Raw genomic sequence first — 22,757 nt, 5'->3', positions numbered from 1 at the left:
GACATCAGGCCCCGGCCCCGACCCGCGCCTTGGCGCGCGGGCGCCCCTCGGTGAGGGTCAGGATCAGCACGAGGCCGATGATCAGGACCACGATGAAGTAGCTGAAGGCCACCGTGTAGCTGCCGGCGAAGGCGTCGAGCAGGACACCGACGATGATCGGGGCGAAGAAGCCGCCCAGATTGCCCCCGGAGTTGATCACGGAGATGGCGAAGGGGTAGGTCTCGTCGGTCGTCAGGTTCATCGCGTAGGCGGTGAACATGGGCCAGCCGATGTTCAGGAAGAAGCCGGTCAGGACCAGCGAGCCGACGACCAGGACGGTGTTCTGCGGGACGACGAGCACGACGACCATCATGACGGCGGTCATGAGGGCGGTGATCAGCATGGTGGGCTTGCGGCGACCGCGGAAGACGCGGTCGGAGACGACGCCGCCGATGAGGGCGCCGACCAGGCCGCCGATCGACGGGGCGGAGGCGACGAGGCCCATCTTGATGAAGGTGTAGCCGCGGGCGGCCACCAGATACGAGGGGATCCAGGTGAGCATGCCGTACAGCACGTTGTTCATGAAGAAGTAGGCGATGGTGTTGCCCCAGATGTTCCACGAGCGGAGGATCTTGCCGTTGGTGTCGAGCGGCTTGACCTCCCGCAGCCGGATCAGGCGGTCCAGCCAGCCCATGTCGCCGAAGTCGGCGTCCTTCTTGGCCTCGGAGACGCTGGTGTCGTTGATGTGGGCCAACTCGGCCGCATTGACCCGCCTGGACTCACCCGGATGGGTGCGCTGGACGAGGAAGAAGACGATGGCCATGATCACGCCCGGGATGGCGAACCAGTGGAACACCGCGCGCCAGCCGTGGGCGTTGGCCAGGGCGACGGCGATGATCGGCACGATGATCGGCGCGAACTGCGTCGAGGCGATGTAGACGCCGGTGGCGGTGCCCTTCTCCTTGGGCGGGAACCAGGCGTTCACGGTGGAGGTCATGCCGACGGGGGTCGGGCCCTCCATGAGGCCGAGCAGCAGGCGCATCACGAGCAGCGCAACCGCGGTGGTCGCGAATCCCATGCAGAAGGTGATGAGCGAGAAGAGCAGGACGGCCAGCGAGACGATGTGGCGGGTGCCCTTCTTCGTCATGACGAGGCCGGCGGGAATCTGCGAGACCGCGTAGCCGAGGAAGAAGAAGCTCGAGATGGCGCCCGAGGCGAAGTTCGAGATCTCGAACTCGCCCTTGATCATCGGCAGGACGGCGCCGATGTTGGAGCGGTCCGCCATGCAGACCACGTAGGTGATGAAGATGACCGCGAGGACGACCCAGCGGTAATGCGTGGGTCTGGCGGTCGCGATGGCTGTCGACGATGACATGCACGTACCCCATTTGAGTGATGAACGGTGTGGAACGGTTCGGGATGGGTTCCCGAAACATCACATAGACTACACAAATTCCCGAAAAAAGTCGCGAGAAGGAGGAAAAACAAGCAAAAACGGGAAAATGTCGCATCTGCGACATCGTCGCGTTACACTGGGGAGACCGCACCGATGAGGCCCCGCGCCAGCGGTCCCACGGATCCAGGAGCCATCGCATGACGAGCGGACAGTCGAGCCGGCCGCGCAGGGCGCTGCGCCCCGTCGAGCGCGCGCGCCTGGCCGACGCGGCCGAGCTGTACTGGGTGCGGGGCAAGAAGGTCGAGGAGGTCGGGACCGAGCTCGGCGTCTCGCGCTCCACGGTCTCGCGCATGCTGGCCAGGGCCCGCGAGACGGGCGTCATCCAGTTCATCGTGCACCACGAGGAGAGCCCCACCGACCAGTTGCGCCGCGAGGTCGAGCAGCGCTACGGGGTGCTCGCGGTCGTCGCCCCCATCGAGCGGCCCGGAACCGCTCGGGCGCGCATGCTGGCCGTCGCCGGCCAGACCGCCGCCTGGCTGGACGCCTTCATCCGGCCGGGCGTCGTCCTCGACGTCGCCTGGGGCAGCACGGTCGAGAACATCTCGCTGCAGCTGCGCCCGCACCCCACCCCCGGCATGCAGATCGTCCAGCTGCACGGCTCGGGCAATGTGGCCACCCTCGGCACCAACTACGCGAACCTCATCCTGGACCGCATCGGCAGCGCCTTCGACGCCCGGGTGCACTACTTCCCCGTACCGGCCTTCTTCGACTCGGCCAGTACGCGCGCCGCGATGTGGCGCGAGAAGTCCATTCAGCAGGTCCTGGACCTGCGGGCCAGGGCCGATCTGCTGCTGACCAGCGTCGGCACGCCCGATGGCGAGCTGCCCGGCCACCTGTACGATTCCGGCTACCTGACCAGCGCCGACCTGGAGCAGATGGAGCGCGAGCACGTCGTGGGCAATCTGGGCGGCATCTTCTTCCGCACCGACGCGAGCACCGACCGCATCAGCGTCAACGAGCGCTCGACCGGTCTGCCCTTCGACGAGCTGCGCCGCATCAAGCGGCGTCTGCTCGTCGTGGCCGATCCGGCCAAGTCCCCGGCCATCCGCACCGTCCTGGGCGCCGGGCTCATGACCGATGTCGTCCTGGACGCCGCGACGGCGCAGGCCATCGTCGACGGCTGAGCGCCCCCGGCCGGGCCCGGGGCCCGTCAGACGCGGGCCGAGAGGAATTGCAGGACGGACTGGAAGAATCGACGGCCGTCGAGCGAGGTGCCGACGAGCTCATCGACGTTGTGCTCGGGATGGGGCATGAGGCCCACGACGTTGCCGCCCTCGTTCGTCACACCGGCGATGTCGGCGCGCGAACCGTTCGGGTTGTCGAGGTAGCGGAAGGCGACCCGGTCGTTGTCCTCGAGGGACTTCAGAGTGTCGTCGTCGCACGTGTAATTGCCCTCGCCGTTCTTCAGCACGATGCTGATCTCCTCCCCGGGGGCGAAGGCGCAGGTCCACGCGGTGTCGCTGGTCTCGACGCGCAGCCGCTGCTCGCGGCAGACGAACCTGCGATGCTCGTTGCGGATCATCGCCCCGGGCAGCAGATGCGACTCGCACAGTACCTGGAAGCCGTTGCAGATGCCCAGGACGGGCAGGCCCCTGCCGGCCTCCGCGATGACCGGCCCCATGACCGGCGCGAAACGGGCGATGGCACCGCAGCGCAGATAGTCGCCGTAGCTGAAGCCACCGGGCAGGACGACCGCGTCGACGCCCCGCAGGTCGTCGGACGCGTGCCACAGCCCGACCGGCTCGGCCCCGCAGATCCTGACGGCGCGCAGCGCGTCCTGGTCATCGAGGGTGCCGGGGAAGGTGACGACGCCGATCCGCGCCATGTCAGTCCTCCTCGACGCGGACGGTGAAGGCCTCGATCACGGTATTGGCCAGGATCTTCTCGGCCGCGTCGCGGATCTGGGCCAGACGCTCGTCGGTGACGCCGCCGGCGACCTCGATCTCGAAGCGCTTGCCCTGCCGGACGGACAGGCCGTCGAAACCGAGGCGCTTGAGCGAACCGGTGATGGCCTTGCCCTGAGGATCGAGGATCTCGGGCTTGGGCATGACGTCCACAACAACTCGTGACATGGCCAGAACCTTACTGTGCCGGCCTGCTCAGACCGCCAGGCGCCCGCCGGTCAGACGCTCGTAGGCCTCGAGGTAGCGCGCGCGGGTGGTCCGGACGACCTCGTCCGGCAGCGCGGGGGGCCTGGTGCCCGGGTCGCGGCTCCAGCCGGAGCCGCTGAGCAGCCAATCGCGCAGGTACTGCTTGTCGAAGCTGACCAGCGCACCGTCCTCCTCGTAGGCCCGGGCGTCCCAGAAGCGGGACGAGTCGGGCGTCAGCGCCTCGTCGGCCAGCATGATGCTCCCGTCCGGGAGCTTGCCGAACTCGAACTTGGTGTCGGCCAGCACGATGCCCCGCCCGCGGGCGACCGGCTCGGCGGCGCGGTAGAGGGACAGCGTCAGATCGCGGATCCGCTCGCCGTCGTCGGGGACCTCGAGGCGACCGATCATCTCGTCGAAGGCGACGTTCTCGTCGTGCTGGCCGACGGGGGCCTTCATGGCCGGCGTGAAGATCGGCTCGGGCAGCCTGGAGCCGTCGTGCAGGCCCTCGGGCAGGCGCACGCCGCAGACCGCGCCGGTGGCCCGGTACTCCCGCCAGCCGGAGCCGGTGAGATATCCGCGGGCCACGCACTCGACGGGGATCATGTCGAGCTCCTGCGCGACGATCGCGCGGCCCTCGACAGGCTCGGGCACATCGGTACCGATCACATGGTTCGCGACAATGCCCGAGAGCCGGTCGAACCACCACAGGGAGAGCTGGGTGAGGACGACGCCCTTGTCGGGGATCGTGGGGTCGAGGACGCGGTCGAACGCCGAGACGTTGTCGGTGGCGACCATGAGGATGCGTCCGGGCCGGTCGGGCAGCGAGTAGAGCTCGCGGATCTTGCCGGCGTGGATGAGGGGCAGACCGAGATCTGCGTACTGGGCACCAGTCACGGACCCATCCTATCCGGGGCCCTGCTGGCCGGCCCCGCGAGCCGGGGCGCCGGGGACGGCCGTGGCCGGGGTCAGCGACGGTCGATGCCCAGCTCGTTGAAGGGACCGATCCCCTCGAGCTGCTTGACGAGCACGCTGGAGGCGGCGACGAACTGGAGAGCCTCGACGGTGTAGCGCCCGAGCAGGCGGTGCGGCTCGTGGAGGATGCGCCAGGCCCAGCCCATGCGCAGCCGGTGCACCCAGTCGGGGAAGTACTGCTCGGCGCGGCCGAGCTGATCGATCCAGCCGCCGGCGGTGGTGACGGCCGCATCGGGCAGCCACTCGTGGACCTGCAGGGCGACCCGCTCCTGCAATCCGGCCCCCAGGCCGACGATGACCAGGCGCGGGTTGAAGCCGGTGAGACTCGACGGGTCGGCCTGCAGGGCACTCAGCTCGCCGTAACCGTCGAAGGCCATCGTGGGGCGGCCGCCCAGGCGCCTTGCGGCGGTGTCGGCCGCGACACCGGGGGCCGCGCCGATGAGGGCGACCGGGTCGCCCGGGGCCAGGACCTCGTCAAGGATGATCGGCAGCACCAGATCGGCGGAGCTGCGCCCGAATCTGTGGCCGTGCCGCGTCAGCACCGCCTGCAGGAGCGTGCCGTCGAAGCCGATGAGCTGCATCTGGGACAGGGCGGGCGGATCGGCGTGCAGAAGCGACCAATGGTTCAACCAGGTGACCACTGAACCCGGCCGGCCCGCCTCGCGCGCGAAGCGCGCGAGGAAGGCTCGGTCCAGACCGCCGCCCGTACGCCGATCCGTCATCCGTCAGCGCTCCAGCGTTGCCGTCGCGTCGAAGGTGAGCGAGGGCGTCGTCCGGCGCTTGGTGTGGGTCTCGACGCTGATGCGGTTGACGCCCCTGGTCAGCTTCGAGGAGTCCAGCTCGATGGTGAGCATGTTCTCGTCCTTGCCCGCCTCGGCGGTGGTCACCTCCTGCGTGGCGCTGTCGGTGAACCTGATCATGTTCTCGGGCCTGCCGTCGTTGTCGGCGTCCACGGAGCACAGGCGCAGGCGACCGACCTCCGTGCCGTTGACGTAGACCACGGCGCCATCGTCCGCGCGGACCTTGAGGGTCAGCTTGGTGGTGTCGCCGACGGCCCCCAGGTCGATGTCGCGGCTGAAGTAGGCGGTCTCGGCCACGTCCTTCTTGAGCGGGGTGTTGATCGTGCTGTTCTCGTCGTCCCAGCCGATCGGGCCCCTGCCGGTCTTCCACTCGTCCAGATCGGCGTCCTTGTTCCAGCCGTCACCGGCCGCAGTGGCCTCGTAGCGGTAGGACCACTCGGAGGCGGCGGGGATGACCTCGCCGGTCGCGGTGGCGGCATCGATCGGCTCGAGCGACTCGCCGGCGACCGGGTCGGCGGGCTCCGTGGACCCGTCAGCAGCAGGCCCGGTGGACTCGGCGGTCGTCGGATCCGTGGACTCGGCGGTCGTCGGATCCGTGGTCGGGTCGTCGGCCACGGGCGGGTCGTCGGTCGCGGCGGCCCGGTCCTCAGCCGCCGCGGCGGGGCCGTCGATGCGGGTGACCATGGCCTGCATCGTCATGGACGAGCTGGCGCGGTAGTTCACGTGCGTCTCGACGGCGATGGTGTTCTTCCCGTCGACCAGGGCCGAGGCGGGAACGGTCACGACGGAGCGGTCGGCACGAGCGGCGGAGGTCCTGACGATCGCATTGGCGCGGGTGTCGGACTTCACGGCGCCGGCATCGATGCGAGTGCGGCCGACCTCGACGCCGTTGATGTAGACCACCGCGCCGTCGTCGGCGACGTACGAGACGGACACGCCCCCGGTGGCGGAGGCGTCGTTCACGGTGAACGAACTGCGGAAGTAGGTCGTGATCGGGCGCTTGGCGGCCGGGGCCGGCGTGATCGTCGTATTCAGCGCGGAGTCGCCGTAACCCATCGGGGCCGAGCCGGTGCTCCAGCCGGAGTCGTCGTAGCCGCTGCCCGCCCAGTCGTCGGCCGGGACGGTGGCGCTGGACAGGTAGGACCAGGTGCCGGTGTCCTCGAGCAGGACCGGGTTGGAGTCGTCGGATGCACCGGTGCTCGAGGCGGTGACCACGGCCGAGGAGGCGCTGATGTTGCCGTTGTCATCGACCGCGCGGACGAAGTAGCGCTGGTTGCCGGCGCGCGGAACGGCGACCGATGCGGAGGTCGTGGTGGCGACCGTGCGGTCGTCGAGCAGGACCTCGTACTTGGTGGCGCCGGAGACGGCGTTCCAGGCCAGGGTCACGCTGTCGGTGGTGGAACCGGTGATGCGCAGCAGGCTCGGGGCCTCGGTGGGCGTGTTGTCGCGCGGGCCGTAGAGGGCGAAACCGCCGTTCCACTGCCGGCTGGTGGTCGAGGTGTACGAGCTGTTGAAATCACCGCCGGTCCACAGGACGCCGCTGTCGGCGACCTTGAGCGCCCAGGCGCCGGTGGATCGGGTGGAGCTCAGCCTGTACGGCGTCCAGTCGAGCTGCTTGCCGGTGGCCGAGTCCCAGGCGCCGACCCAGGTGATCGGATCGGAGGCGGTCCAGGCCTGGTGGGGCAGGTCGTCCCAGCTGTAGGCGTCCTGGTAGGCGAAGTCGGAGCAGTGGCAGGACGCGTAGGTGACGTTGTTCCTCGACTCGATGGCCTGGATGTCGCCGCCGTTGGCCAATGTGATCGAGCCGGACCGGCGGGTCATCGTGGCGGTGTCGTAGCCGAACAGGTTGTGCTCGGAACCGCCGAAGTAGACATTGCCCCCGATGACGTTGACGGCCTGCTGGTAAGTCTTCTTGGGGTACCGGTACTTGTAGAAGTCGGTCGTGACCGAGCTGACGAAGTCGAACGAGGTGTCGACCGCGGCGCCGGCGCTCGTGGAGATCGAGGCCGCCCACCGGACGCTGGTGGACTGCGACTTCGAGAAGTAGCCGCCGGCGAAGTACTTGCCGGTGGCGGCATCGACGGCGGAGCCCCAGACCGAGCCGTTGAACTCCGGGTTCCAGGAACGATCCGGCTTGCCGGTCGCCGAGACGCGGGCGGCGGCCCGGCCGTAGGAGTTCGACACGCCCTGGCCGGACAGGTGGGTGAAGGCGCCGCCGAGGTAGATGTAGGTGCCGTCGGTGGCCAGCGTCTTGACGGTCAGGGTGCCGCTCGACAGCCGGTTGACGACCTGGAGGTCCCAGGACTCGTCCACCGCACCGGTGGTCGGGTCGATGACGACCGTGCCGGAGTGGGCCGAGCCATTGACGGTGGTGAAGTCGCCGGCGACCAGCAGTTCGCCATTGGGCAGGGCCATCAGGTCGTGGACCTGGTTGTTGAAGTCGAAGGTGAGCGAGCTGTTCCACTCACCGGTATCCGCGTCGAACGCGGCCAGGGCCTTCGTGGTGCGGACCCCGCCGGCCGAGCCCTGCTGGACGCCGGTGAAGTTGCCGCCCACGAACATGGTGCCGCCGACCTGGGCGAAGGCCTGCACCTGGATGCTGCCCTCGGCGACCGAGCCGGTGAGGTTGCCGCTGACCCCCCAACTCGTCTTCTGGGCGTACTCGGATGCGGCGTTGTCGGTGCGCGAGGGGATCGCGGCCGTGCCGGAGTCGGCGATGGTGGTGAAGCCGGCGTCGGTGGAGGTGATCTGCGGGCGGAGGTACACCTCGGAGAACGGCATGTAGTCGCCGTCGCTCCCCAGCCGCCGGATGAAGGTGCCACTGCCCTTGGCCGAGTACTTCGAGTACGCCCAGCCGGTCTCGTAGTTGTTGACCGAGCGCGAGCGCACATCGAGCGACTGGGCGCATCTGTACCAGTAGCAGTCGACGAGCAGTTGCTTGTCCATGGTGGTGGCGCTGCCCCAGCTCCCCTCGTCGAAGCGGTACTGGAAAGTGGTGTAGGACTTGAACGGCCAGACCCAGCCCTGCGCCTGAGCGGGCTTGATGTCGAGGGTCTGCCACTTGGTGCCCTGCGCATCGGCCGCGCGCACGACGCGGTAGCCCTCGTCGAGGCTCGAGACCGGCTGGTCGTTCAGCAGGCCGTCGACCGTTGCGGCCGGCAGCTGGGCGACGTCGACGTTGTTCCCGGAGCGGTCACGGGTCAGCAGCAGGGACTGATCGCCCCAACCCTGGTTGTAGGTCTGCCAGCCCTCACGGCCGCGGCCGATCATGACCCAGCCGCCTCCGTCTGTGGTCTGATCGCAGAAGAACTGGCCGGGGGCATCCATGGCGGGTGTCTGCAGCCAGTAGGTGCCATCGGCCGAGCTGGGATCATTCTGCTTGATCTCCCAGCAGGAAGCGGCAGCGGTGGCCTCGGTCCTGCCGTCGTGGGCGAGAGCGGTGGCGCTGGTGACAGCGGGAGCCGCGTCGCCGCCGGAGTCCGCGGCCGGATCGGCGACGGCTGGAGAGGGATTCGACATGATCGATGCGGCGATCATGAGCGGAGCGGCGAGGATCGCCCCGCACTTGCGGAGGTGTCGCATTTCTTCCTCGGGGTGAGAATGGCACAGTCCTGGGACTGCATGACACCCCAACTATGCCACCCTTACGGGACCACGTGAAACTGTTGCGAAGATTGGATCAAGCTGAGTGTTCGCTGTGAAATCACCCTTACGGGTGGCCCTTACTGCCTCCGGGTCTTCGACCTCACCATTGAATCCAGCCCCGACAAGTGCAGGGAGTCCTTCATGAATCTGCACATGACGACGAGGCAGGCCCCTGCGACGACGATCCCGATGCCCATGCCGAGGAAGGAGTCCCGGCCGAGCACGAGAGCGACGAGCCCCGCTGGGATGCCGACGCAGACCCCGACACCCACCAGGGGACGCAGCACATCGGCGAGGTTCGGACGCACGTCGAGGAAGTGGACGACCTGTACCGTGGCCAGCGCCGCATCGACGACCATGCACACGGCCCAGCTGAGTGCGGCGCCGTTGATGCCCAGGACCGGGATGAGCACGAGGTTGCCCACGACGTTCGTCGCCAGGGCGATGGCCTTGTTGAAGGCCGCCCAGCCGCTCCGTCCGCTCATGATGAGCAGCGAGTGGATGTTGCCGGCGCAGAAGGTGACCATCGCCCCGCAGCACAGGATCACCAGCACCCACGAGCCGGAGCGGAACTCCGGGCCGAGGACCAGCATGAGGCACGGCGAGAAGATCGCCATGAGCAGGTGAATCGGAGTGGCGAAGAGCACCAGCCAGATCGTCGCCGTCGAGTAGAGGGCGCGCAGCTCCTCGAACCTGCCGGTATGCATGAGCCTGCTGAACTGCGGCGACACGACGATGCGCAGGGCCGTGTCGACGATCAGGCCGGCCTGGATGTATCGGCTGGCACCCCCGTAGACGCCGGCCGCGCCGTTGCCTGCGAGAACGCCGACGATGAGGACGTCGAGCCAGGTCAGGCCCTGTTCGAGAGCGGCCGAAAGGGTGCGCGGCAGGGCGAAGCCCATGATGGACCGGCGACGTTCCCGGACGGGCCAGCGGGGCTGGGGACCGGTCAGCTCCTCGGCGGGCAGGTGGCGGATCAGCAGGAGCCAGCTGACCAGCAGGACGACGGCGAACGGCAGCGCCCACGAGACCGACACGACGGTCAGCGAGCCGCCCATGGCGACGACGGCGGCGACGAGCACCGGGCGCAGCACCGGCAGGGTGACGTTCTGCACCAGGACGTACTCGCGCATATTGCCGAGGGCCCGCAGGGCGGCAGCGGCGACGACCGTCAGCGAGCCGAGCGGGATGAACCACATGACCGCGCGGACGGCGTCGAGCACCGACGGGTCGTCCGAGCCCCAGATGAAGGGCGCGACGAGCTCGAGGACGAGTACGACGCCGACCGAGATGACGATCGTCAGGACGCCCATGTAGGTCAGGCAGGCGCGTATCTCCTCCGGGCGGTCGACGCGCAGGCGCGGCATGAGGTAGATCGCGGCCGAGTCGAAACCCAGCTTGGCCATGGCCATGACGAGGGAGAAGACGCCCGTGGCCTGGGTGACGACGCCCGAGCCGGCCGAGCCGAGGAGGCGGGCCAGCAGCACGGAGAACAGGAAGCCGAGGACGGCGCTGAGAGCGGCCCCGGCGAAGCCGATGATGCCGCCCCTGGCCAGCGCGGTGCGGTTCTCAGCATGCCCGGTCATTCGAACAATCCGTTCTGGGGTAGCATCTGAGGCCGAGCTCCCCCGCTACCCGACTGGTTGGTGCCCCACATCATGACTGTTCGTTCCCGCAGACCGCTGATCGCCCTCGTGGTCGTCGCAGCGGTCCTGGTGCTCGTCCTCGCCGCGCTGATCGTCAGGTCCGTGGCTCGGGTGACGCCCGAAGAGGCCGCCGAGGACGAGAGCTCCTCGTCCGGCATCTCCGTGTCAGCAGTCCCGTCCGAGACCGTCTCGCCCGTGCGCACCGCACCGGTCACCCCCCTGTCCGGGGAGGCGGCCGCCGATGCGACGCTCGACGCGTTGACCCGCACGGCCACCGCGCTGTCCGACCCGGGCAATCCCGCCGACCTGTCCGATGTGCTCACCGACGGCGAGCTCAGTTCGTACCAGGCGCAGGCCGACGAGTTCCTGGCCACCGGCGTGCACCAGAGCGGCGCTCCGACCATCGAGAACGCGCGCATCACGAGCGTGTCCGAGGACGGGACCGGCATGAGCATCGAGGCCTGCGTGGACTCCTCGTCCGTCCAGGTGCTCAACGACCAGGGCGCCGACCTGCACGCCTCCCAGCCGAAGCGTTCGTTGACCATCTTCACGCTCACGAATCCCGACGGCTCCTGGAAACTCGCCAGCGAGAGCTTCCCCGACGATCCGACGTGCTGACCAGTGGCGCGGGACGGGCGATCTCGCCCGTCTCGCGCTGGCGCACCATGAGGGCGATGGCGACGAGCGAGATCATCATGCCCGTCGTCATGCCGTAGTAGAACGATTCGACAAGGGTGGCCGCGGCGACGCCGCCGAAGACCGCCCCGAAGGCGTCCTTGCAGCGCCAGGCGTACACGGCCGCCGCGATGAACGTGCCCACGAACAGGGCCGCGCCGACGATGCCGTACGAGAACAGGACCGTCCAGAACTGACCCTGGGTGCCCAACGAGGGCAGCCAGGACGAGGCGGACGGGCGCGGCGCGCCGAAACCGAGCAGCGGCGAGGACCAGACCTCGTTGACCGTCTCGAGGTAGTTGATGAGGCGGTCCTCGGTGGAGGTGCTCTCCTCGACACGGCTGAACAGCGACCTGCCCATCGGCGAGACGACCCATGCGGCGATGGCGAGCACGGCGAGGCCGGCTCCGGCGAGCACTTGGCGCACATGGCCGGCGCGGGCCTGCTGGACGCCCACCCATACGACGATGATGGCCAGGCCGGCGAGCATGCCCCGGTTCTGGGTGGCGGCGGCCGGTACGAGCGAGACGACGGCCAGGATCGTCACGGGCCAGCGGCGCCCGGAGCGCTCGCCCCACAGCAGCGCGGCATAGGCCAGCACGATCGGGAAGATGAGCGAGAAGACATTGCCCCAGGTGTTCGCGTAGACGAAGGGGGCGCTCGGGCGCGGATCGGTCCTGATCCAAGAGGTCTCGTCCCACTGGGTGGTGGAGCGGTAGACGAAGTCGTGGATGAAGCTGTTGGACTTCAGGGCCCCGGGCAGGACGTAGGACAGCGGAGTGCTGATCTGGAGCTCGGGGGCCACCATCGCCAGGAAGCCGCCGAGCGCGGTCGACAGCAGGAACCAGGTCATCGTCTGCCCGTAGGCGCGCAGCGTGATGGTGCGGCGGGCGTTGTAGGCGTAGAACGCGAAGACGGTGGCCGCCAGCAGCATCGCCAGGCGGTAGAGCGCGCCGATGACGCGGCCGATCGTGTCGCACTCGATGATCGAGATCGTCGCCCAGAGCAGGAAGAAGGCCCAGATGGACCAGCCGTGGGGGAAGCGGAGTCCCCTGCGGAACACCATGATCGCGAGCATGACGACGGCCATGATCGGCCAGACCATGTCGCCGATGCCGACGAGCCACCAGAGGATGTAGCCGGCGAAGGGCACGATGAACGGCCACGCCGGCAGGTCGGCGGCCCCGCTGTGCGGCATGCCCGCGATCATCTCGGCCCCGGCACGACGCCAGCGGCCGCGCCCGGGCCTGTCGCGCGGTCTCATCGCAACCGCCTCGCCGACCAGGCCGACCTCGCATAGCGCCCCGGCCCCTCGAGGAAGCCCATGATCTCGGACCTGGTGAGGAAGCCGGGCGTGTCCTTGTCCGAGCCGGCGACCCGATCCGAGCCCGGCCTGAGCCGGGCGACGACGCCGGGCACGCGCCCGGCCAGCGCGAGCAGCGTACCGGGGCGCTCCAGTACCGACTTGACGAGCAGCGCCGCCATGCCGGAGCCGTTGCCGCGGATCTGGGCGTCCAGACCCGCGACGTCGCGGCGGTGGCGGTGGTGCAGTACCGCATCGGGGGTGTGGACGATGACCCATCCGGCGCGCAGGACGCGCGCGAACATGTCGAGGTCCTCTCCCCCACGGGTCGGCGTGCCCGCACCGAGCGAGACGTCGAAGCGGCCGGCACCGGCCAGCGTCTCGGCGCGGTAGGCCATGCAGACGCCGGCGCCGACGCGGGCGGTCGTCATCGGGTACAGCGGACCGCCCTCGCCGAGCGCGCCGAACCTGCGCACCGCGCGCGGGACCGGGCCGACCGCCCATACGCGCGGGGCCCCGTCCTTGGGGAACCCGCCGCGCGACTCGAACCAGCGCTGGGCCCGGTAGCGCAGCTCGGCCGGCAGGGCCACGCCCGTCGTCGCACCGATGACGCGCCCCGGGTCGGATGCGAACGGATCGAGCAGGGCGACGAGCCAGCCGGGGTCGACGAGGGCGTCGTCGTCGGTGAAGGCGATGAACGGGCGCCGTGCGGCCGCCACTCCGGTATTGCGGGCCCGCGACAGGCCGGGCACGGGCTGTTCGACGATGCGCATGCGCGCGTCCTCGATGCCCTCCAGCGCCCGGCGGGTGCGCCCGGCGGCCGGGGCGTTGTCGACGACGATGAGCTCGAAATCCGGGTGCGTCTGGCCCAGCAGGGCCTCGACGGCCGGGCGCAGCAGATCGCAGCCGCCCGTCGTGCACAGGACCACCGAGGCGCCGAGCGCAGCGCCGGCGCCCTCGTCCCAGGCGCGCTCGGCGGCTCGCGGCAGCGCCTGCACCTGAGGGGCGGCGGCGACGCCCCGGTCGTGGGCGACCGTGACGACGCCGGCCGTGCGGGCGCCATCGCGCACGAGCACGAGGGCCGAGGCCTGGCCGAAATCGCTGACGGTCCTTACCGCACCGGTAGCACGGTCCAACTGGACGATGCGCGAGCCGGCCTCATCGATCTCGTCGAGCTGTTCGTCAGCGGCCGCCATGGGTCCTCCCGCGGCCCTGACGGATGTCGACCGGCCAGGCCCCGTAGCCGGACTGTTCGACGTACCTCGGCTGCTCGCCGTACCTGGGCCCGTCGAAGGGCACCGGCTCGCCCCGGGTCGCGGCGCCCGGGGCGAATCGTGCCGCGGTCCACCCGTCGCCGCCCGCCCCGTCGATGACGGAGGACCGCTCGAACGAGGGGACCTCGCCGTCGAGCAGGACCAGGCCGACGACATCGCGGTTGGCGACGTCGAGCTGTTCGAGCAGGCCGTGCAGCTCGGCGAGGGGGGCTCCGGTGGAGGTGCCGATGAGGATGCGGCCACCGACACCGAGCTGCTCCACGACCTCGGCGAGGGGCATGCGGCAGTCGACGAGGACGGGGGCGGCGGCGTCCTGGGCTCTGCGGGCCCGCCCGAGAGCCCGGTTGAAGGCCAGCGCGCGGGTGTCGCCGCCGTCGGCCAGGACGATGAGATCGGACTCCTTGCCGATGGCCAGGGCGGCCACCTGGGCGGGGGCGTCCCACTGGGTCGCGGCGCCGGCCTCGATCTGGGCCCCCCACACGGGCAGCCCGGTCAGGTCGGAGAGCTGACGGGCCGAGAGCACGCGCTTCTCGCGGCGCTCGCGGATGAGGCCGACCGCCAGGCCGAGAACGAGACCGATCGCCAGGCCCGCGATGAGGACCCTCCTCCTGGAGGGCGTGGTCTCGTCGGAGGAGTTCTCGGCGAAGGTGAGCACCTGCGCCGAGGTGGCGTGGTAGGCCCCGAGTTGGTCCTGCTGCTTGAGCAGCTCGGTGATCTCGGCCTGGATCGCCTCGGCGCGGGCCGAGCCCTGGCTCGTACTGGAGTTGATGCCGGCGGCCTCGTTGTTCAGGGCGTTGATCCTGTCGGTGATGCTGGCCGACATCTCGTCGGCGCGCTGCTCGACGAGGGCGGTGCGCTGGCCGATGTAGGCGGCGGTGATCGCATTGGTCACCTCGACCGCCTGGCTGCGGGTCCTGCCGGACCAGGCGATCGTCACGATGGTGCCGTTGGTGTCGCCCTCGACGTCGAGGGTCTTGGAGAGGTCGCTGAGCGTCAGATCCGTCTCGCCCAGGGACTCGCGCGCCCGCTGCAGCGTGGTGGCCGACTTGGCGATGGCCTTCTCCGTCACCATGTCGGTGCTGGACAGCGAGGTGCGGGCCGCCGGCGCCGGGGTCGGGGACGGGGTGGCGATCGTCACCGTCGAGGTCGCGGTGTGCGCGCCCGGCAGGAAGGTGACATAGGCCGCTGCGAGCAGACCGCCGATCATGATGCCGGCGAGGATCGCCCTCCACCGGCGCCCGAGCTCGTGCCACAGGATCTGGGGACCGCCGGTGGGCGGCGGCGTGATGATGCTCATTCGGTCCCTCCTTGGAGATGCTGCCCGGAAGGGCTCTTCTGGGCGCGCAGCCAGGACTGGCGCGCCTCGAGGCGTCTGGTGAGGACGGCGGCCCGGCGGGGGCCGAGGGCGCCGATGGCCGGTTCGACGGCCGCCCTGAAGCGGGCCAGCTCGGCCTCCCGCTCGGCCGGGGGCAGGGCCGCCATCGCCACGATCCGGCGCAGCCGGGCGTCGGTGAGCCGCTCGGACAGGTCGGCGAAGGCCCGGGCCTGCCGTTCGTCGGCCCATGAGGAGTCCCGCCAGCTCTTCGAGGCGGTGATCTGCGCAGGGTGGACGCGGTAGAGGAGGCCCCAGCGTCCGAGACGGCGGATGCGGGCGCCGGCAGCGGCCGAACGCAGCCACAGGTCGTAGTCCTCGGCCGGGACGTCGCGGTAGCCGCCGACCCGTTCCAGCAGTCCCCGGTGGGCCACCATCGTAGGATGGCAGACCGGATTGGTCAGCAGCAGGTGCAGACCGAACTCGTCGGGGCCGATCGTGTAGGGCGCGCGCGGGACGAGCCTGCGGATGCCCTTGCCGCCGACTGGTTCGCGCAGTTCGACCTGCTGCAGGAAGACCATGTCGTCGCCGCCGGCGAGACGGCTCAGCGCGGCACCGAAACGGCCCGGCAGGGAGATGTCGTCGGCATCCATGCGCCCGACCAGCTGCGAGTCGGAGACCGCCAGCAGCTGGGTGAGGACGCGGACGATGCCGCCGGCGCCGGGCTCGGCGCCGATCAGCCGCAGCCTGGGGTCGACGACGCCCCTGCGGGTGGCCCCGGCCAGGGCCCGCTCGGCGGTGCGATCGTCCGATCCGTCATCGGCGACGACCAGTTCGGCGTCACGGGGCATGGCGGACAGCGTCGAGCGCACTGCCGCGGCGACCGTGGTCTCGGCGTTGCGCGCCGGCAGGAGGACGGACAGGCGGGGCACGTCAACCCTCCCCGGTGGCCGCGTCGAGGGCGCGTAGATCGCGGTAGCGGCGCGTCAGCGACAGCAGCGAGTGGCAGAGCGCGATGGCCGCCAGCAGGGTGTAGACCACCATGAACGGTGCGCCGAGGCCGTACAGGACGAACGACCAGCACAGCGCGCCCGGATCGGTCGGCAGCAGGACGAACGAGCGCATGGCGCCGCCGCGGGTCTGCTTGCGCCCCGCCGCGCGGACGAACTGCTCGGCGAGGATCTGGGAGAGGAACTGGCCGGAGGTGACCCACGCGTAGACGACGGCCACCAGCGCGAACCGGAGATCGCCGGTGTGGATGACCGTGGTGACGGCCAGCGACAGGTGGATCGCCGGGGAGCGGAAGGCGTCGGCGACGTGGTCGATCCACTCGCCGGTCCTGCTCGAGGCGTGCGTGACGCGCGAGACCTGGCCGTCCGCGGAGTCGAACAGATAGCCCAGGGCCAGCAGGACCGCAACCGGGACCCCGACCCAGGTGGCGGGTTCGCAGGCGATGAGGAGGACCATGCCGATCCCCGACAGGATGAACGACATCGCGCTGACGTTGTTCGGCGTCAGGCCGGTGGCGGCGCTGCAGGCCGCCACGACGCGGGCACCGCGGCGATTGATCCAGCGCGTATAGGCGGGGACGCCGTCCCCGGGCTTCTGGGCCGCGTCGAGCTCGGCGCGGTAGCGGCTGAAGCGGCGGCCCCAGCTCTCGCCGGCGGCTCCGGATTGCGCGGGGCTCATCTGGCCTCCGTCCCGCTCGCCGCGATCTGCTCTGCGGCGTCCTCGTCCGCGAAGTCCTCGGGCGCGATGAAGCGGCGCAGCTTGGTACTGGATGTGCTGGGCGTGTAGGGGAGATAGAACACGGAGGCGCCGACCTCGGCCATCTCGGCCTCGAGCTCGTCGCCCTTGGGGGTGCCCTTCCAGTCGTCGCCCTTGAACAGGACGTCGAAGGGCTGCAGACGCCAGGCCAGGCGCTTGTCCTGGTCGAGATCGACCACGACGGCGTCGACGAACCGCAGGGAGGCCACGAGCTCGCAGCGCTCGCGCAGCGGGATGACGGGCATGCGGCCCTTCATCCGGTACAGCGACTCATCGGCCGCGACGCCCACGACCAGCCGGTCGCAGTGCTTGCGGGCGGCGCGCAGGACATTGAGGTGCCCGATGTGGAACATGTCGAAGCCGCCGGGCACGTAGCCGGTGATGCGGCCCTTCTTCTCTTCAGGGGAGTGCACTCGTCCATTCTGCCAGACGCCGATCATCTGATTGACAGTTGGATGATAAACTGCGTGAATTCATTCCGGCCGGCGCGAAGCAGGATCCTCACAGGATTCTCGAAAAAGACTAGCCAGCCCGCCGCAAAGCGATTCTCTCCCCGCGAGGCGATCCAGCGGATACAGTGGCCCGGGAGGTTGCATCGTGGACACACCGGCGCTCGTCGTACTCGTCGTCGGGATCGCAACCGCCATCGCCGCGAGCACAGCGGTCGTTCGCTCCCGCCGGCACCGTGAAGACGACCGGAAGGCCCCGGCGGATCGCCCCGGGCTCATCGCCCCCGAGCCGGTCGCCTCTCCCCCGGCTGGCCTGACGCCGGGCATGGTCGGCACGCTGCTGAACGCGGCGGCGACCAGCCGCGACGTCCTCATCACGCTCGCCGACCTGGCCCAGCGCGGCTTCCTGCGCATTACCGCCCTGGCCCGCCCCGACCGCCCCTGCCACGACTGGGTGCTCACCCGCACGGCCAAGCCCACCGAGGGAGAGGGCCTGCACGGTTTCGAGCACTTCCTGCTCGGCCAGGTCTTCACCGGTCCGGACGAGCCGGTCGTGCTCTCGAGCGTCGTCACGTCGACCGGGCAGGCGCTGTCGCGCACCAGGCGCCAGCTGCACGACGACGCGATGGACCGCGGCTGGTTCCAGTCCGGCCCCACGCGCACCAGCCACTGGGGCCGTGCGGGCGGCGTCGTCGTCATCATCGGTCTCGTGCTGGCGGCGCTCGGCGTCATCCGGATCATGGCCACCAACCAATGGATCGTCCTGGTCGGGCCGGTGCTCATCGTCGTCGCGGGCCTCGAGCTGGCGTCGCTGGGCCGGCTCGTGAGCCGGCGCACCGACGAGGGCTTCAGCACCCGCGACGAGCTGCTCGCCTACCGGCGCCATCTCGACTCGCTGAGTCCCGAGGACGTCCTCGTCGAGGACGCCCCGGTGCTCCTGCGCGACTCGCTCGGCTACGCGCTCGCCTTCGGCACCGCAGAGGCCCTGGGACGGGTCGTCGAGCAGGTCGTCGACCGCGCCGAGCGCTGGGGCGCGACGGTCGATCTCGGTCTGGGCTGGTTCCAGGCCCCCGGCGGCGAGCGCCCGGTGAGCGCCTTCGTGGCGGCCGTCACCGGCTTCGTCGACGCCGGGGCGCGGCTGGCCGACGAGCGCGGCGGGGAGCTGTAGCAGCCGTCCCCCTCACCGCTCCGGAAGGAGCCCGAGCCGGCGCAGCAGATGCGGCATCGTGGTCGAAGGGCAGGGACCCTGGGTGTTCCTCTCGGGCAGGGACACCCCCCTCAGGAGGCATCGACCGGCCGCCTCCGCCGCCCGGTCGAAGGGGAAGTCGTCGGGCAGACCCTTCGCGTTCCTACCGCTCAGCCCGGTCAGGTGCTCGTAGTGCCGCTGCACCTCCCTCTGGTCCTGGTAGTTCCGCACCTGTTCGTAGTGGGCATTGAGCCAGACCTCGAAGCAGGACACGGAGATGACACCGATCACCTTGCTCTGACGGTTCCTGACGCACTGGCCCGAGAAGAACCCGCCGATCCGTCCCGTCAGGGTCGACGATGATCCAGGTCTCGTCGTAGGCACTGAGAGCAGTCCCGCCCCGGGCGAGATTGCGCAGGATCGTCTCAGGTTCCTTGCCGTCCTGGCAGACGATCATGATCCTGAGGCCCGCGTCGCGCGGCACCCTCCCCCTGAGCTTCTCGAGATAAGTCTTCTCAGTTCGTCCCCCATTGGTCACCAGCAGAATGGTCGCGCGCGGCGAACGGGAGGAGCGCCGCCGTCGGATCCCCTTCCCCACAGCCTCATCCCACCCGATTCAGCTCAGCGGTGATGTCGTGCAGACGCGAGAGATCCACTCGCGGCAGAGCACCGAACCTGCCTGTCAGATAGCGTTTCTGCTCGTTGTTGCCCCGGTGCGCGTCGTACGCCGAGAGAGGGAAGATCTCGCTGGCACCAGCGTCGTCCTTCTCGCAGAACCAGACTTCCTCCCGATCCAGCAGCCTGCTCGGCGTATTGCCGAGCAGGGCCGTGTCATGGCAGCTGAACAGGATCTGGGCGCCCGCCCGGTTGATGTCGGAATCCTTGAACATCGTGACGAGCGCCGCCGTGAGTGCCGGGTGAAGACTGGCGTCCAACTCGTCGACGACGAGCAGACCGCCCCTGCGCAGGGCGTCGACGGCAATGGCCGCAGTCGTGAGCCACGCGATGGTGCCGCCGCTCTGCGCGCCGAGAGGAGGCTCGAAGGGCTCTCCCGCCGGACCGGAATGCGTGAAGACGAGGGAGCGGGCCACCGGGGGTGAGCAGCTTGCGCACCTCGGCGGTCGCACCTTTGAGCGAGGAGCCGACACGCACCTCGATCGGGACCCCGGGGTCGGTCTGCTCGCGGACGAAGAGCCTGCGCCGAGTACCCCTGGGATAGGCATGGAGCGCCTCCCTGCGGATACCCCAGGCCATCGCCTCGACCTCGTAGTGGTATCGCACTCCGTCGACCATGAAGTTGACGTCATAAGCAGTGGGGGTCCGAGCCAGGACGCCTGCCGCATGAGGCCAGTGGAGGAACACCCTCGGCTCGGCAACGGCCCTGCTGAGCAGGCTGACCGCCGAGAGGAGGGTCGACTTGCCGGAGGCGTTCCGCGCCGAAGACCGCGGCGACCCGGCTCGTGACGTCGACCCAGGTGTGGCCCGCTCCCGGGGTCTGCGTCTTCAGTGAGGGACTGACGAAGGAGAGACTCGTCTCGGCCGCGAAGCACTGGTAGTTGGAGACGGTGAAGTCGAGCAGCACGCCTCTATCAACGCGATGAGGACATTTAGTACCTTTTCTCGGAAAAATTCTCTCAACTCGAGATCTCTTTCAGCATCTTTCCCAAGAATCGCTGGGCATCAGGCCGCCCCGAGTCGGGCCTCGTCCGGTCGGCGGGCGCAACAGAATGCGGGGGGCGCGCCCTCGCATCGCCCCCGCCGGTGCGGCCCCTGCGCCAGCACGCCGGGCCTACAGCAGCGCACCGGGCCGGTAGGCGGCCGCCTCCGGGTCGGCGGCCACGATGGGCTCGATCCGGGCCACCAGCTCGCCGACCTGCCGGCGGGCCGCCCCGGTCAGCTCTAGCGGGGCGCTCACCAAGGCGGCGAGCTCGTCGCGGTCCAAGCCCAAGCGCCCGTCGGCGGCCAGTCGGTCGAACAGCGGGTTCGTCCGGGCCCCGGTCTCGCGCAGTTCGAGGGCGACGGCCACGGCGTTCTCCCTGATGGCCTCGTGGGCGTCCTCGCGGCCGATGCCCTTGCGGACGGCGGCCATGAGGACCTTCGTCGTGGTCAGGAACGGCAGGTAGCGGTCGAGTTCGGCGGCGATCATCGCGGGGAAGGCGCCGAACTCGGCGAGCACGGTCAGGAAGGCCTCGAAGAGACCGTCGAGGGCGAAGAAGGCGCCGGGCAGAGCGACGCGGCGCACCACGGAGCAGGAGACGTCGCCCTCGTTCCACTGGTCGCCGGCCAGTTCGCCGATCATCGAGACGTAGCCGCGGATGATGACGGACATGCCGTTGATGCGTTCGCAGCTACGGGTGTTCATCTTGTGGGGCATGGCCGAGGACCCGACCTGGCCGGGCTTGAACCCCTCGGTGACGAGCTCGTTGCCCGCCATGAGGCGGATCGAGGTGGCCAGGTTCGAGGGGGCCGCGGCGGTCTGGGCCAGCGCGGACAGGGTGTCGAAGTCGAGGCTGCGCGGGTAGACCTGGCCGGTGCTGGTGAGCACGTGCGCGAAGCCCAGGCCTGCGACGATGCGCTGCTCGAACTCGGCGAGCCGTTCGAGGTCGTCGCCGAGCAGGTCGAGCATGTCCTGGCCGGTGCCCATCGGGCCCTTGACGCCGCGTGCCGGATAGCGGTCGATGAGATCGTCCAACCGCGCGCGGGCGATGAGCAGCTCGTCGGCGCAGGTGGCGAAGCGCTTGCCCAGCGTGGTGACCTGGGCCGCCACGTTGTGGCTCCGGCCGGCGATCGGCTGGTCGGCGTAGCGGACGGTCAGCTCGGCCAGGCGGGCCAGGGCGGTGACGACGCGCGAGCGGATCAGCCGCAGGCCGCCGAGCACCTGCATCTGCTCGATGTTCTCGGTGAGATCGCGGCTGGTCATGCCCTTGTGGACGTGCTCGTAGCCGGCCAGGGCGTTGAACTCCTCGATGCGGGCCTTCACGTCGTGGCGGGTGACGCGCTCGCGGGCGGCGATCGAGCCGAGGTCGATCCGGTCGAGAACCTGCCGGTAGGCGTCGATGACGACGTCGGGGTCGTCGTCGCCGAAGTCGACGCCCAGATCGCGCTGGGCCTCGAGGACGGCGATCCACAGCCGGCGCTCGGAGGCGATCCTGTGCTCGGGCGACCAGATGCGGCGCATCGCCTCGGAGGCGTAGCGGGTGGCCAGCACATCGGGGACGGTCATTGTCTCTCCTGTCTCAGCTCAGGCGGGCGGCGATGGCGTCGAGGCGGGCCTGCGAGGCGATGTCGGAGCGGGCGAAGCCGTCGGCGAAGTCGATCCGGCCGATGTGGGCGTATGCCCTGTCGCGGGCCTCGGCGATGTCGGCCCCGGTGGCGACGACCACCAGGACGCGACCGCCGGCCGCGACCAAGCGGCCCCGGGCGTCCAGCGCCGTGCCGGCGTGGATGACGTGGACACCGTCCGGCTCGTCGGGCAGGCCGATGACGCAGCCCCTGTCCGGGCGGGCGGGGTAGCCCCTGGCCGCCAGGACGACGCCCACGCAGGCCTCGTCCGAGACCTCCAGCGGGGGCTGGTCGGCGAGCGCACCGGTAGCGGCGGCGGCCAGCAGGGAGCCCAGGCCGGTACTCAGACGCGGCAGGATCGCCTCGGTCTCGGGGTCGCCGAAGCGGGCGTTGAACTCGACCACGCGCGGGCCGCCCCCGGTAAGGGCCAGGCCGACGTAGAGCAGGCCGGAGAAGGGCGTTCCGAGGGCGCGCATACGGGCCAGGGTGGGCTCGACGACCTCGGCCATGACCCGGTCGACGGTGCCGGCGGGCAGCCAGGTGAGTGGCGTGTAGGAGCCCATGCCGCCGGTATTGGGGCCTTCGTCGCCGTCCCCGACGCGTTTGAAGTCCTGCGCCGGCGGCAGCGGGATCGCCGTAGTGCCGTCGGTGACGACGAACAGGCTCGCCTCGGGGCCGTCGAGGTACTCCTCGATGACGGCCCGGCCGCACTGCGCCGCATGATCGAGGGCCGCCCGGCGGTCGTCCGTCACGACGACGCCCTTGCCGGCGGCCAGGCCGTCGGCTTTGACGACGTAGGGGGCGCCGAACTCGTCGAGGGCGGCAGCGACCTGCTCGGGCGTAGCGGCGACGCGGGACCTGGCGGTCGGCACGCCGGCGTCGGCCATGACCTGCTTGGCGAAGGCCTTCGAGCCCTCGAGC

Annotated in this window: 20 protein-coding genes; 3 read left to right on the top strand and 17 right to left on the bottom strand. The window is 70.0% G+C overall.

The genetic code is table 11. From position 1 onward, the window contains the following. Positions 1-4: 4 nt before the first annotated feature. A complete protein-coding gene (locus tag R2N01_RS03150) occupies positions 5-1,354 on the bottom strand; it encodes an MFS transporter (RefSeq protein WP_316668380.1) in 1,350 nt (449 codons plus the stop codon). Positions 1,355-1,572: 218 nt separating this feature from the next. Here R2N01_RS03150 and R2N01_RS03145 point away from each other — a divergent pair, with 218 nt between their 5' ends. Continuing rightward, entirely contained in the window at positions 1,573-2,559 is a 987-nt protein-coding gene (locus R2N01_RS03145; RefSeq protein WP_316668378.1) for a sugar-binding domain-containing protein, read from the top strand. A 26-nt stretch (positions 2,560-2,585) separates the two neighbouring features. Here the strand turns inward: R2N01_RS03145 and purQ are convergent, their stop codons facing one another. The 6 genes from purQ to R2N01_RS03115 all read right to left on the bottom strand — a co-directional run bounded on the left by purQ (position 2,586) and on the right by R2N01_RS03115 (position 10,528). Next, positions 2,586-3,260, bottom strand: a complete 675-nt coding sequence (purQ, locus tag R2N01_RS03140; RefSeq protein WP_316668376.1) for a phosphoribosylformylglycinamidine synthase subunit PurQ — start codon at positions 3,258-3,260, stop codon at positions 2,586-2,588. 1 nt (position 3,261) lies between these two features. Next, positions 3,262-3,507, bottom strand: coding sequence for a phosphoribosylformylglycinamidine synthase subunit PurS (gene purS, locus R2N01_RS03135; protein ID WP_316668374.1), 246 nt, complete (start codon positions 3,505-3,507; stop codon positions 3,262-3,264). Between the two features lie 27 nt (positions 3,508-3,534). After that, a complete protein-coding gene (locus tag R2N01_RS03130; protein ID WP_316668372.1) occupies positions 3,535-4,419 on the bottom strand; it encodes a phosphoribosylaminoimidazolesuccinocarboxamide synthase in 885 nt (294 codons plus the stop codon). Positions 4,420-4,490: 71 nt separating this feature from the next. Then, positions 4,491-5,219, bottom strand: coding sequence for a WecB/TagA/CpsF family glycosyltransferase (locus R2N01_RS03125; protein ID WP_316668369.1), 729 nt, complete (start codon positions 5,217-5,219; stop codon positions 4,491-4,493). A gap of 3 nt (positions 5,220-5,222) precedes the next feature. After that, a complete protein-coding gene (locus R2N01_RS03120; RefSeq protein ID WP_316668368.1) occupies positions 5,223-8,879 on the bottom strand; it encodes a fibrinogen-like YCDxxxxGGGW domain-containing protein in 3,657 nt (1,218 codons plus the stop codon). A 140-nt stretch (positions 8,880-9,019) separates the two neighbouring features. Further along, the gene (locus R2N01_RS03115) at positions 9,020-10,528 is read right to left on the bottom strand and encodes a flippase (protein ID WP_316668367.1); all 1,509 of its coding nucleotides are present in this window, start codon (positions 10,526-10,528) and stop codon (positions 9,020-9,022) included. Between the two features lie 72 nt (positions 10,529-10,600). Between R2N01_RS03115 and R2N01_RS03110 the strand changes: the two genes are divergently transcribed. After that, entirely contained in the window at positions 10,601-11,206 is a 606-nt protein-coding gene (locus tag R2N01_RS03110) for a hypothetical protein (RefSeq protein WP_316668366.1), read from the top strand. On the opposite strand, the gene R2N01_RS03105 is transcribed toward R2N01_RS03110, so the two are convergent. From R2N01_RS03105 to R2N01_RS03080, 6 genes are read right to left on the bottom strand one after another with little or no spacing between them, the layout of a single operon-like run. Further along, positions 11,142-12,527 carry a hypothetical protein gene (locus R2N01_RS03105; RefSeq protein WP_316668364.1) on the bottom strand — a complete coding sequence of 462 codons (1,386 nt, stop codon included), beginning with the start codon at positions 12,525-12,527 and terminating at the stop codon, positions 11,142-11,144. The two genes, R2N01_RS03110 and R2N01_RS03105, sit on opposite strands and share 65 nt — an antisense overlap. Further along, positions 12,524-13,762, bottom strand: a complete 1,239-nt coding sequence (locus R2N01_RS03100; protein ID WP_316668361.1) for a glycosyltransferase — start codon at positions 13,760-13,762, stop codon at positions 12,524-12,526. The genes R2N01_RS03105 and R2N01_RS03100 overlap by 4 nt, the downstream gene beginning before the upstream one ends. Further along, the gene (locus tag R2N01_RS03095) at positions 13,749-15,137 is read right to left on the bottom strand and encodes a hypothetical protein (protein ID WP_316668358.1); all 1,389 of its coding nucleotides are present in this window, start codon (positions 15,135-15,137) and stop codon (positions 13,749-13,751) included. The genes R2N01_RS03100 and R2N01_RS03095 overlap by 14 nt, the downstream gene beginning before the upstream one ends. After that, positions 15,134-16,084 (bottom strand): glycosyltransferase family 2 protein, encoded by a 951-nt coding sequence (locus R2N01_RS03090; RefSeq protein WP_316668356.1) that lies wholly within the window; start codon positions 16,082-16,084, stop codon positions 15,134-15,136. The genes R2N01_RS03095 and R2N01_RS03090 overlap by 4 nt, the downstream gene beginning before the upstream one ends. 1 nt (position 16,085) lies before the next feature. Further along, positions 16,086-16,841 carry a CDP-alcohol phosphatidyltransferase family protein gene (locus tag R2N01_RS03085; protein WP_316668354.1) on the bottom strand — a complete coding sequence of 252 codons (756 nt, stop codon included), beginning with the start codon at positions 16,839-16,841 and terminating at the stop codon, positions 16,086-16,088. Next, positions 16,838-17,332 (bottom strand): adenylyltransferase/cytidyltransferase family protein, encoded by a 495-nt coding sequence (locus R2N01_RS03080; RefSeq protein ID WP_316668352.1) that lies wholly within the window; start codon positions 17,330-17,332, stop codon positions 16,838-16,840. The genes R2N01_RS03085 and R2N01_RS03080 overlap by 4 nt, the downstream gene beginning before the upstream one ends. Positions 17,333-17,516: 184 nt before the next feature. On the opposite strand from R2N01_RS03080, the gene R2N01_RS03075 reads away from it, so the two are divergent. Beyond that, a complete protein-coding gene (locus R2N01_RS03075) occupies positions 17,517-18,536 on the top strand; it encodes a DUF2207 family protein (RefSeq protein ID WP_316668349.1) in 1,020 nt (339 codons plus the stop codon). 12 nt (positions 18,537-18,548) lie between these two features. Here R2N01_RS03075 and R2N01_RS03070 read toward each other — a convergent pair whose 3' ends face one another. The 4 genes from R2N01_RS03070 to purD form a co-directional block, all read right to left on the bottom strand. Beyond that, positions 18,549-18,938 carry a hypothetical protein gene (locus R2N01_RS03070; RefSeq protein ID WP_316668348.1) on the bottom strand — a complete coding sequence of 130 codons (390 nt, stop codon included), beginning with the start codon at positions 18,936-18,938 and terminating at the stop codon, positions 18,549-18,551. Between the two features lie 218 nt (positions 18,939-19,156). Next, positions 19,157-19,645: an AAA family ATPase gene (locus R2N01_RS03065; protein ID WP_316668345.1), complete on the bottom strand. Its 489-nt coding sequence runs from the start codon at positions 19,643-19,645 to the stop codon at positions 19,157-19,159. A 698-nt stretch (positions 19,646-20,343) separates the two neighbouring features. Beyond that, positions 20,344-21,777, bottom strand: coding sequence for an adenylosuccinate lyase (gene purB / locus R2N01_RS03060; protein ID WP_316668344.1), 1,434 nt, complete (start codon positions 21,775-21,777; stop codon positions 20,344-20,346). A gap of 13 nt (positions 21,778-21,790) precedes the next feature. Continuing rightward, positions 21,791-22,757 (bottom strand): phosphoribosylamine--glycine ligase (gene purD, locus R2N01_RS03055; RefSeq protein WP_316668342.1); only part of this gene is annotated, 967 nt, incomplete at its 5' end.

Origin of the sequence: uncultured Propionibacterium sp., from assembly GCF_963539965.1 — a bacterium.
Classification (GTDB): Bacteria; Actinomycetota; Actinomycetes; order Propionibacteriales; family Propionibacteriaceae; genus Propionibacterium.
The sequence above is the reverse complement of the archived record's forward strand: the minus strand, read 5'-3'. Positions and strand labels throughout refer to the sequence as shown.

Bases quoted from the DNA above. Each gene is read 5' to 3' on its own strand.
- R2N01_RS03100 (WP_316668361.1), bottom strand. From the start codon at position 13,762: ATGGCGGCCGCTGACGAACAGCTCGACGAGATCGATGAGGCCGGCTCG.
- R2N01_RS03110 (WP_316668366.1), top strand. From the start codon at position 10,601: ATGACTGTTCGTTCCCGCAGACCGCTGATCGCCCTCGTGGTCGTCGCA.
- purS (WP_316668374.1), bottom strand. From the start codon at position 3,507: ATGTCACGAGTTGTTGTGGACGTCATGCCCAAGCCCGAGATCCTCGAT.
- R2N01_RS03115 (WP_316668367.1), bottom strand. From the start codon at position 10,528: ATGACCGGGCATGCTGAGAACCGCACCGCGCTGGCCAGGGGCGGCATC.
- R2N01_RS03105 (WP_316668364.1), bottom strand. From the start codon at position 12,527: ATGAGACCGCGCGACAGGCCCGGGCGCGGCCGCTGGCGTCGTGCCGGG.
- R2N01_RS03095 (WP_316668358.1), bottom strand. From the start codon at position 15,137: ATGAGCATCATCACGCCGCCGCCCACCGGCGGTCCCCAGATCCTGTGG.
- purQ (WP_316668376.1), bottom strand. From the start codon at position 3,260: ATGGCGCGGATCGGCGTCGTCACCTTCCCCGGCACCCTCGATGACCAG.
- R2N01_RS03085 (WP_316668354.1), bottom strand. From the start codon at position 16,841: ATGAGCCCCGCGCAATCCGGAGCCGCCGGCGAGAGCTGGGGCCGCCGC.
- R2N01_RS03145 (WP_316668378.1), top strand. From the start codon at position 1,573: ATGACGAGCGGACAGTCGAGCCGGCCGCGCAGGGCGCTGCGCCCCGTC.
- R2N01_RS03150 (WP_316668380.1), bottom strand. From the start codon at position 1,354: ATGTCATCGTCGACAGCCATCGCGACCGCCAGACCCACGCATTACCGC.
- R2N01_RS03125 (WP_316668369.1), bottom strand. From the start codon at position 5,219: ATGACGGATCGGCGTACGGGCGGCGGTCTGGACCGAGCCTTCCTCGCG.
- R2N01_RS03120 (WP_316668368.1), bottom strand. From the start codon at position 8,879: ATGCGACACCTCCGCAAGTGCGGGGCGATCCTCGCCGCTCCGCTCATG.
- purB (WP_316668344.1), bottom strand. From the start codon at position 21,777: ATGACCGTCCCCGATGTGCTGGCCACCCGCTACGCCTCCGAGGCGATG.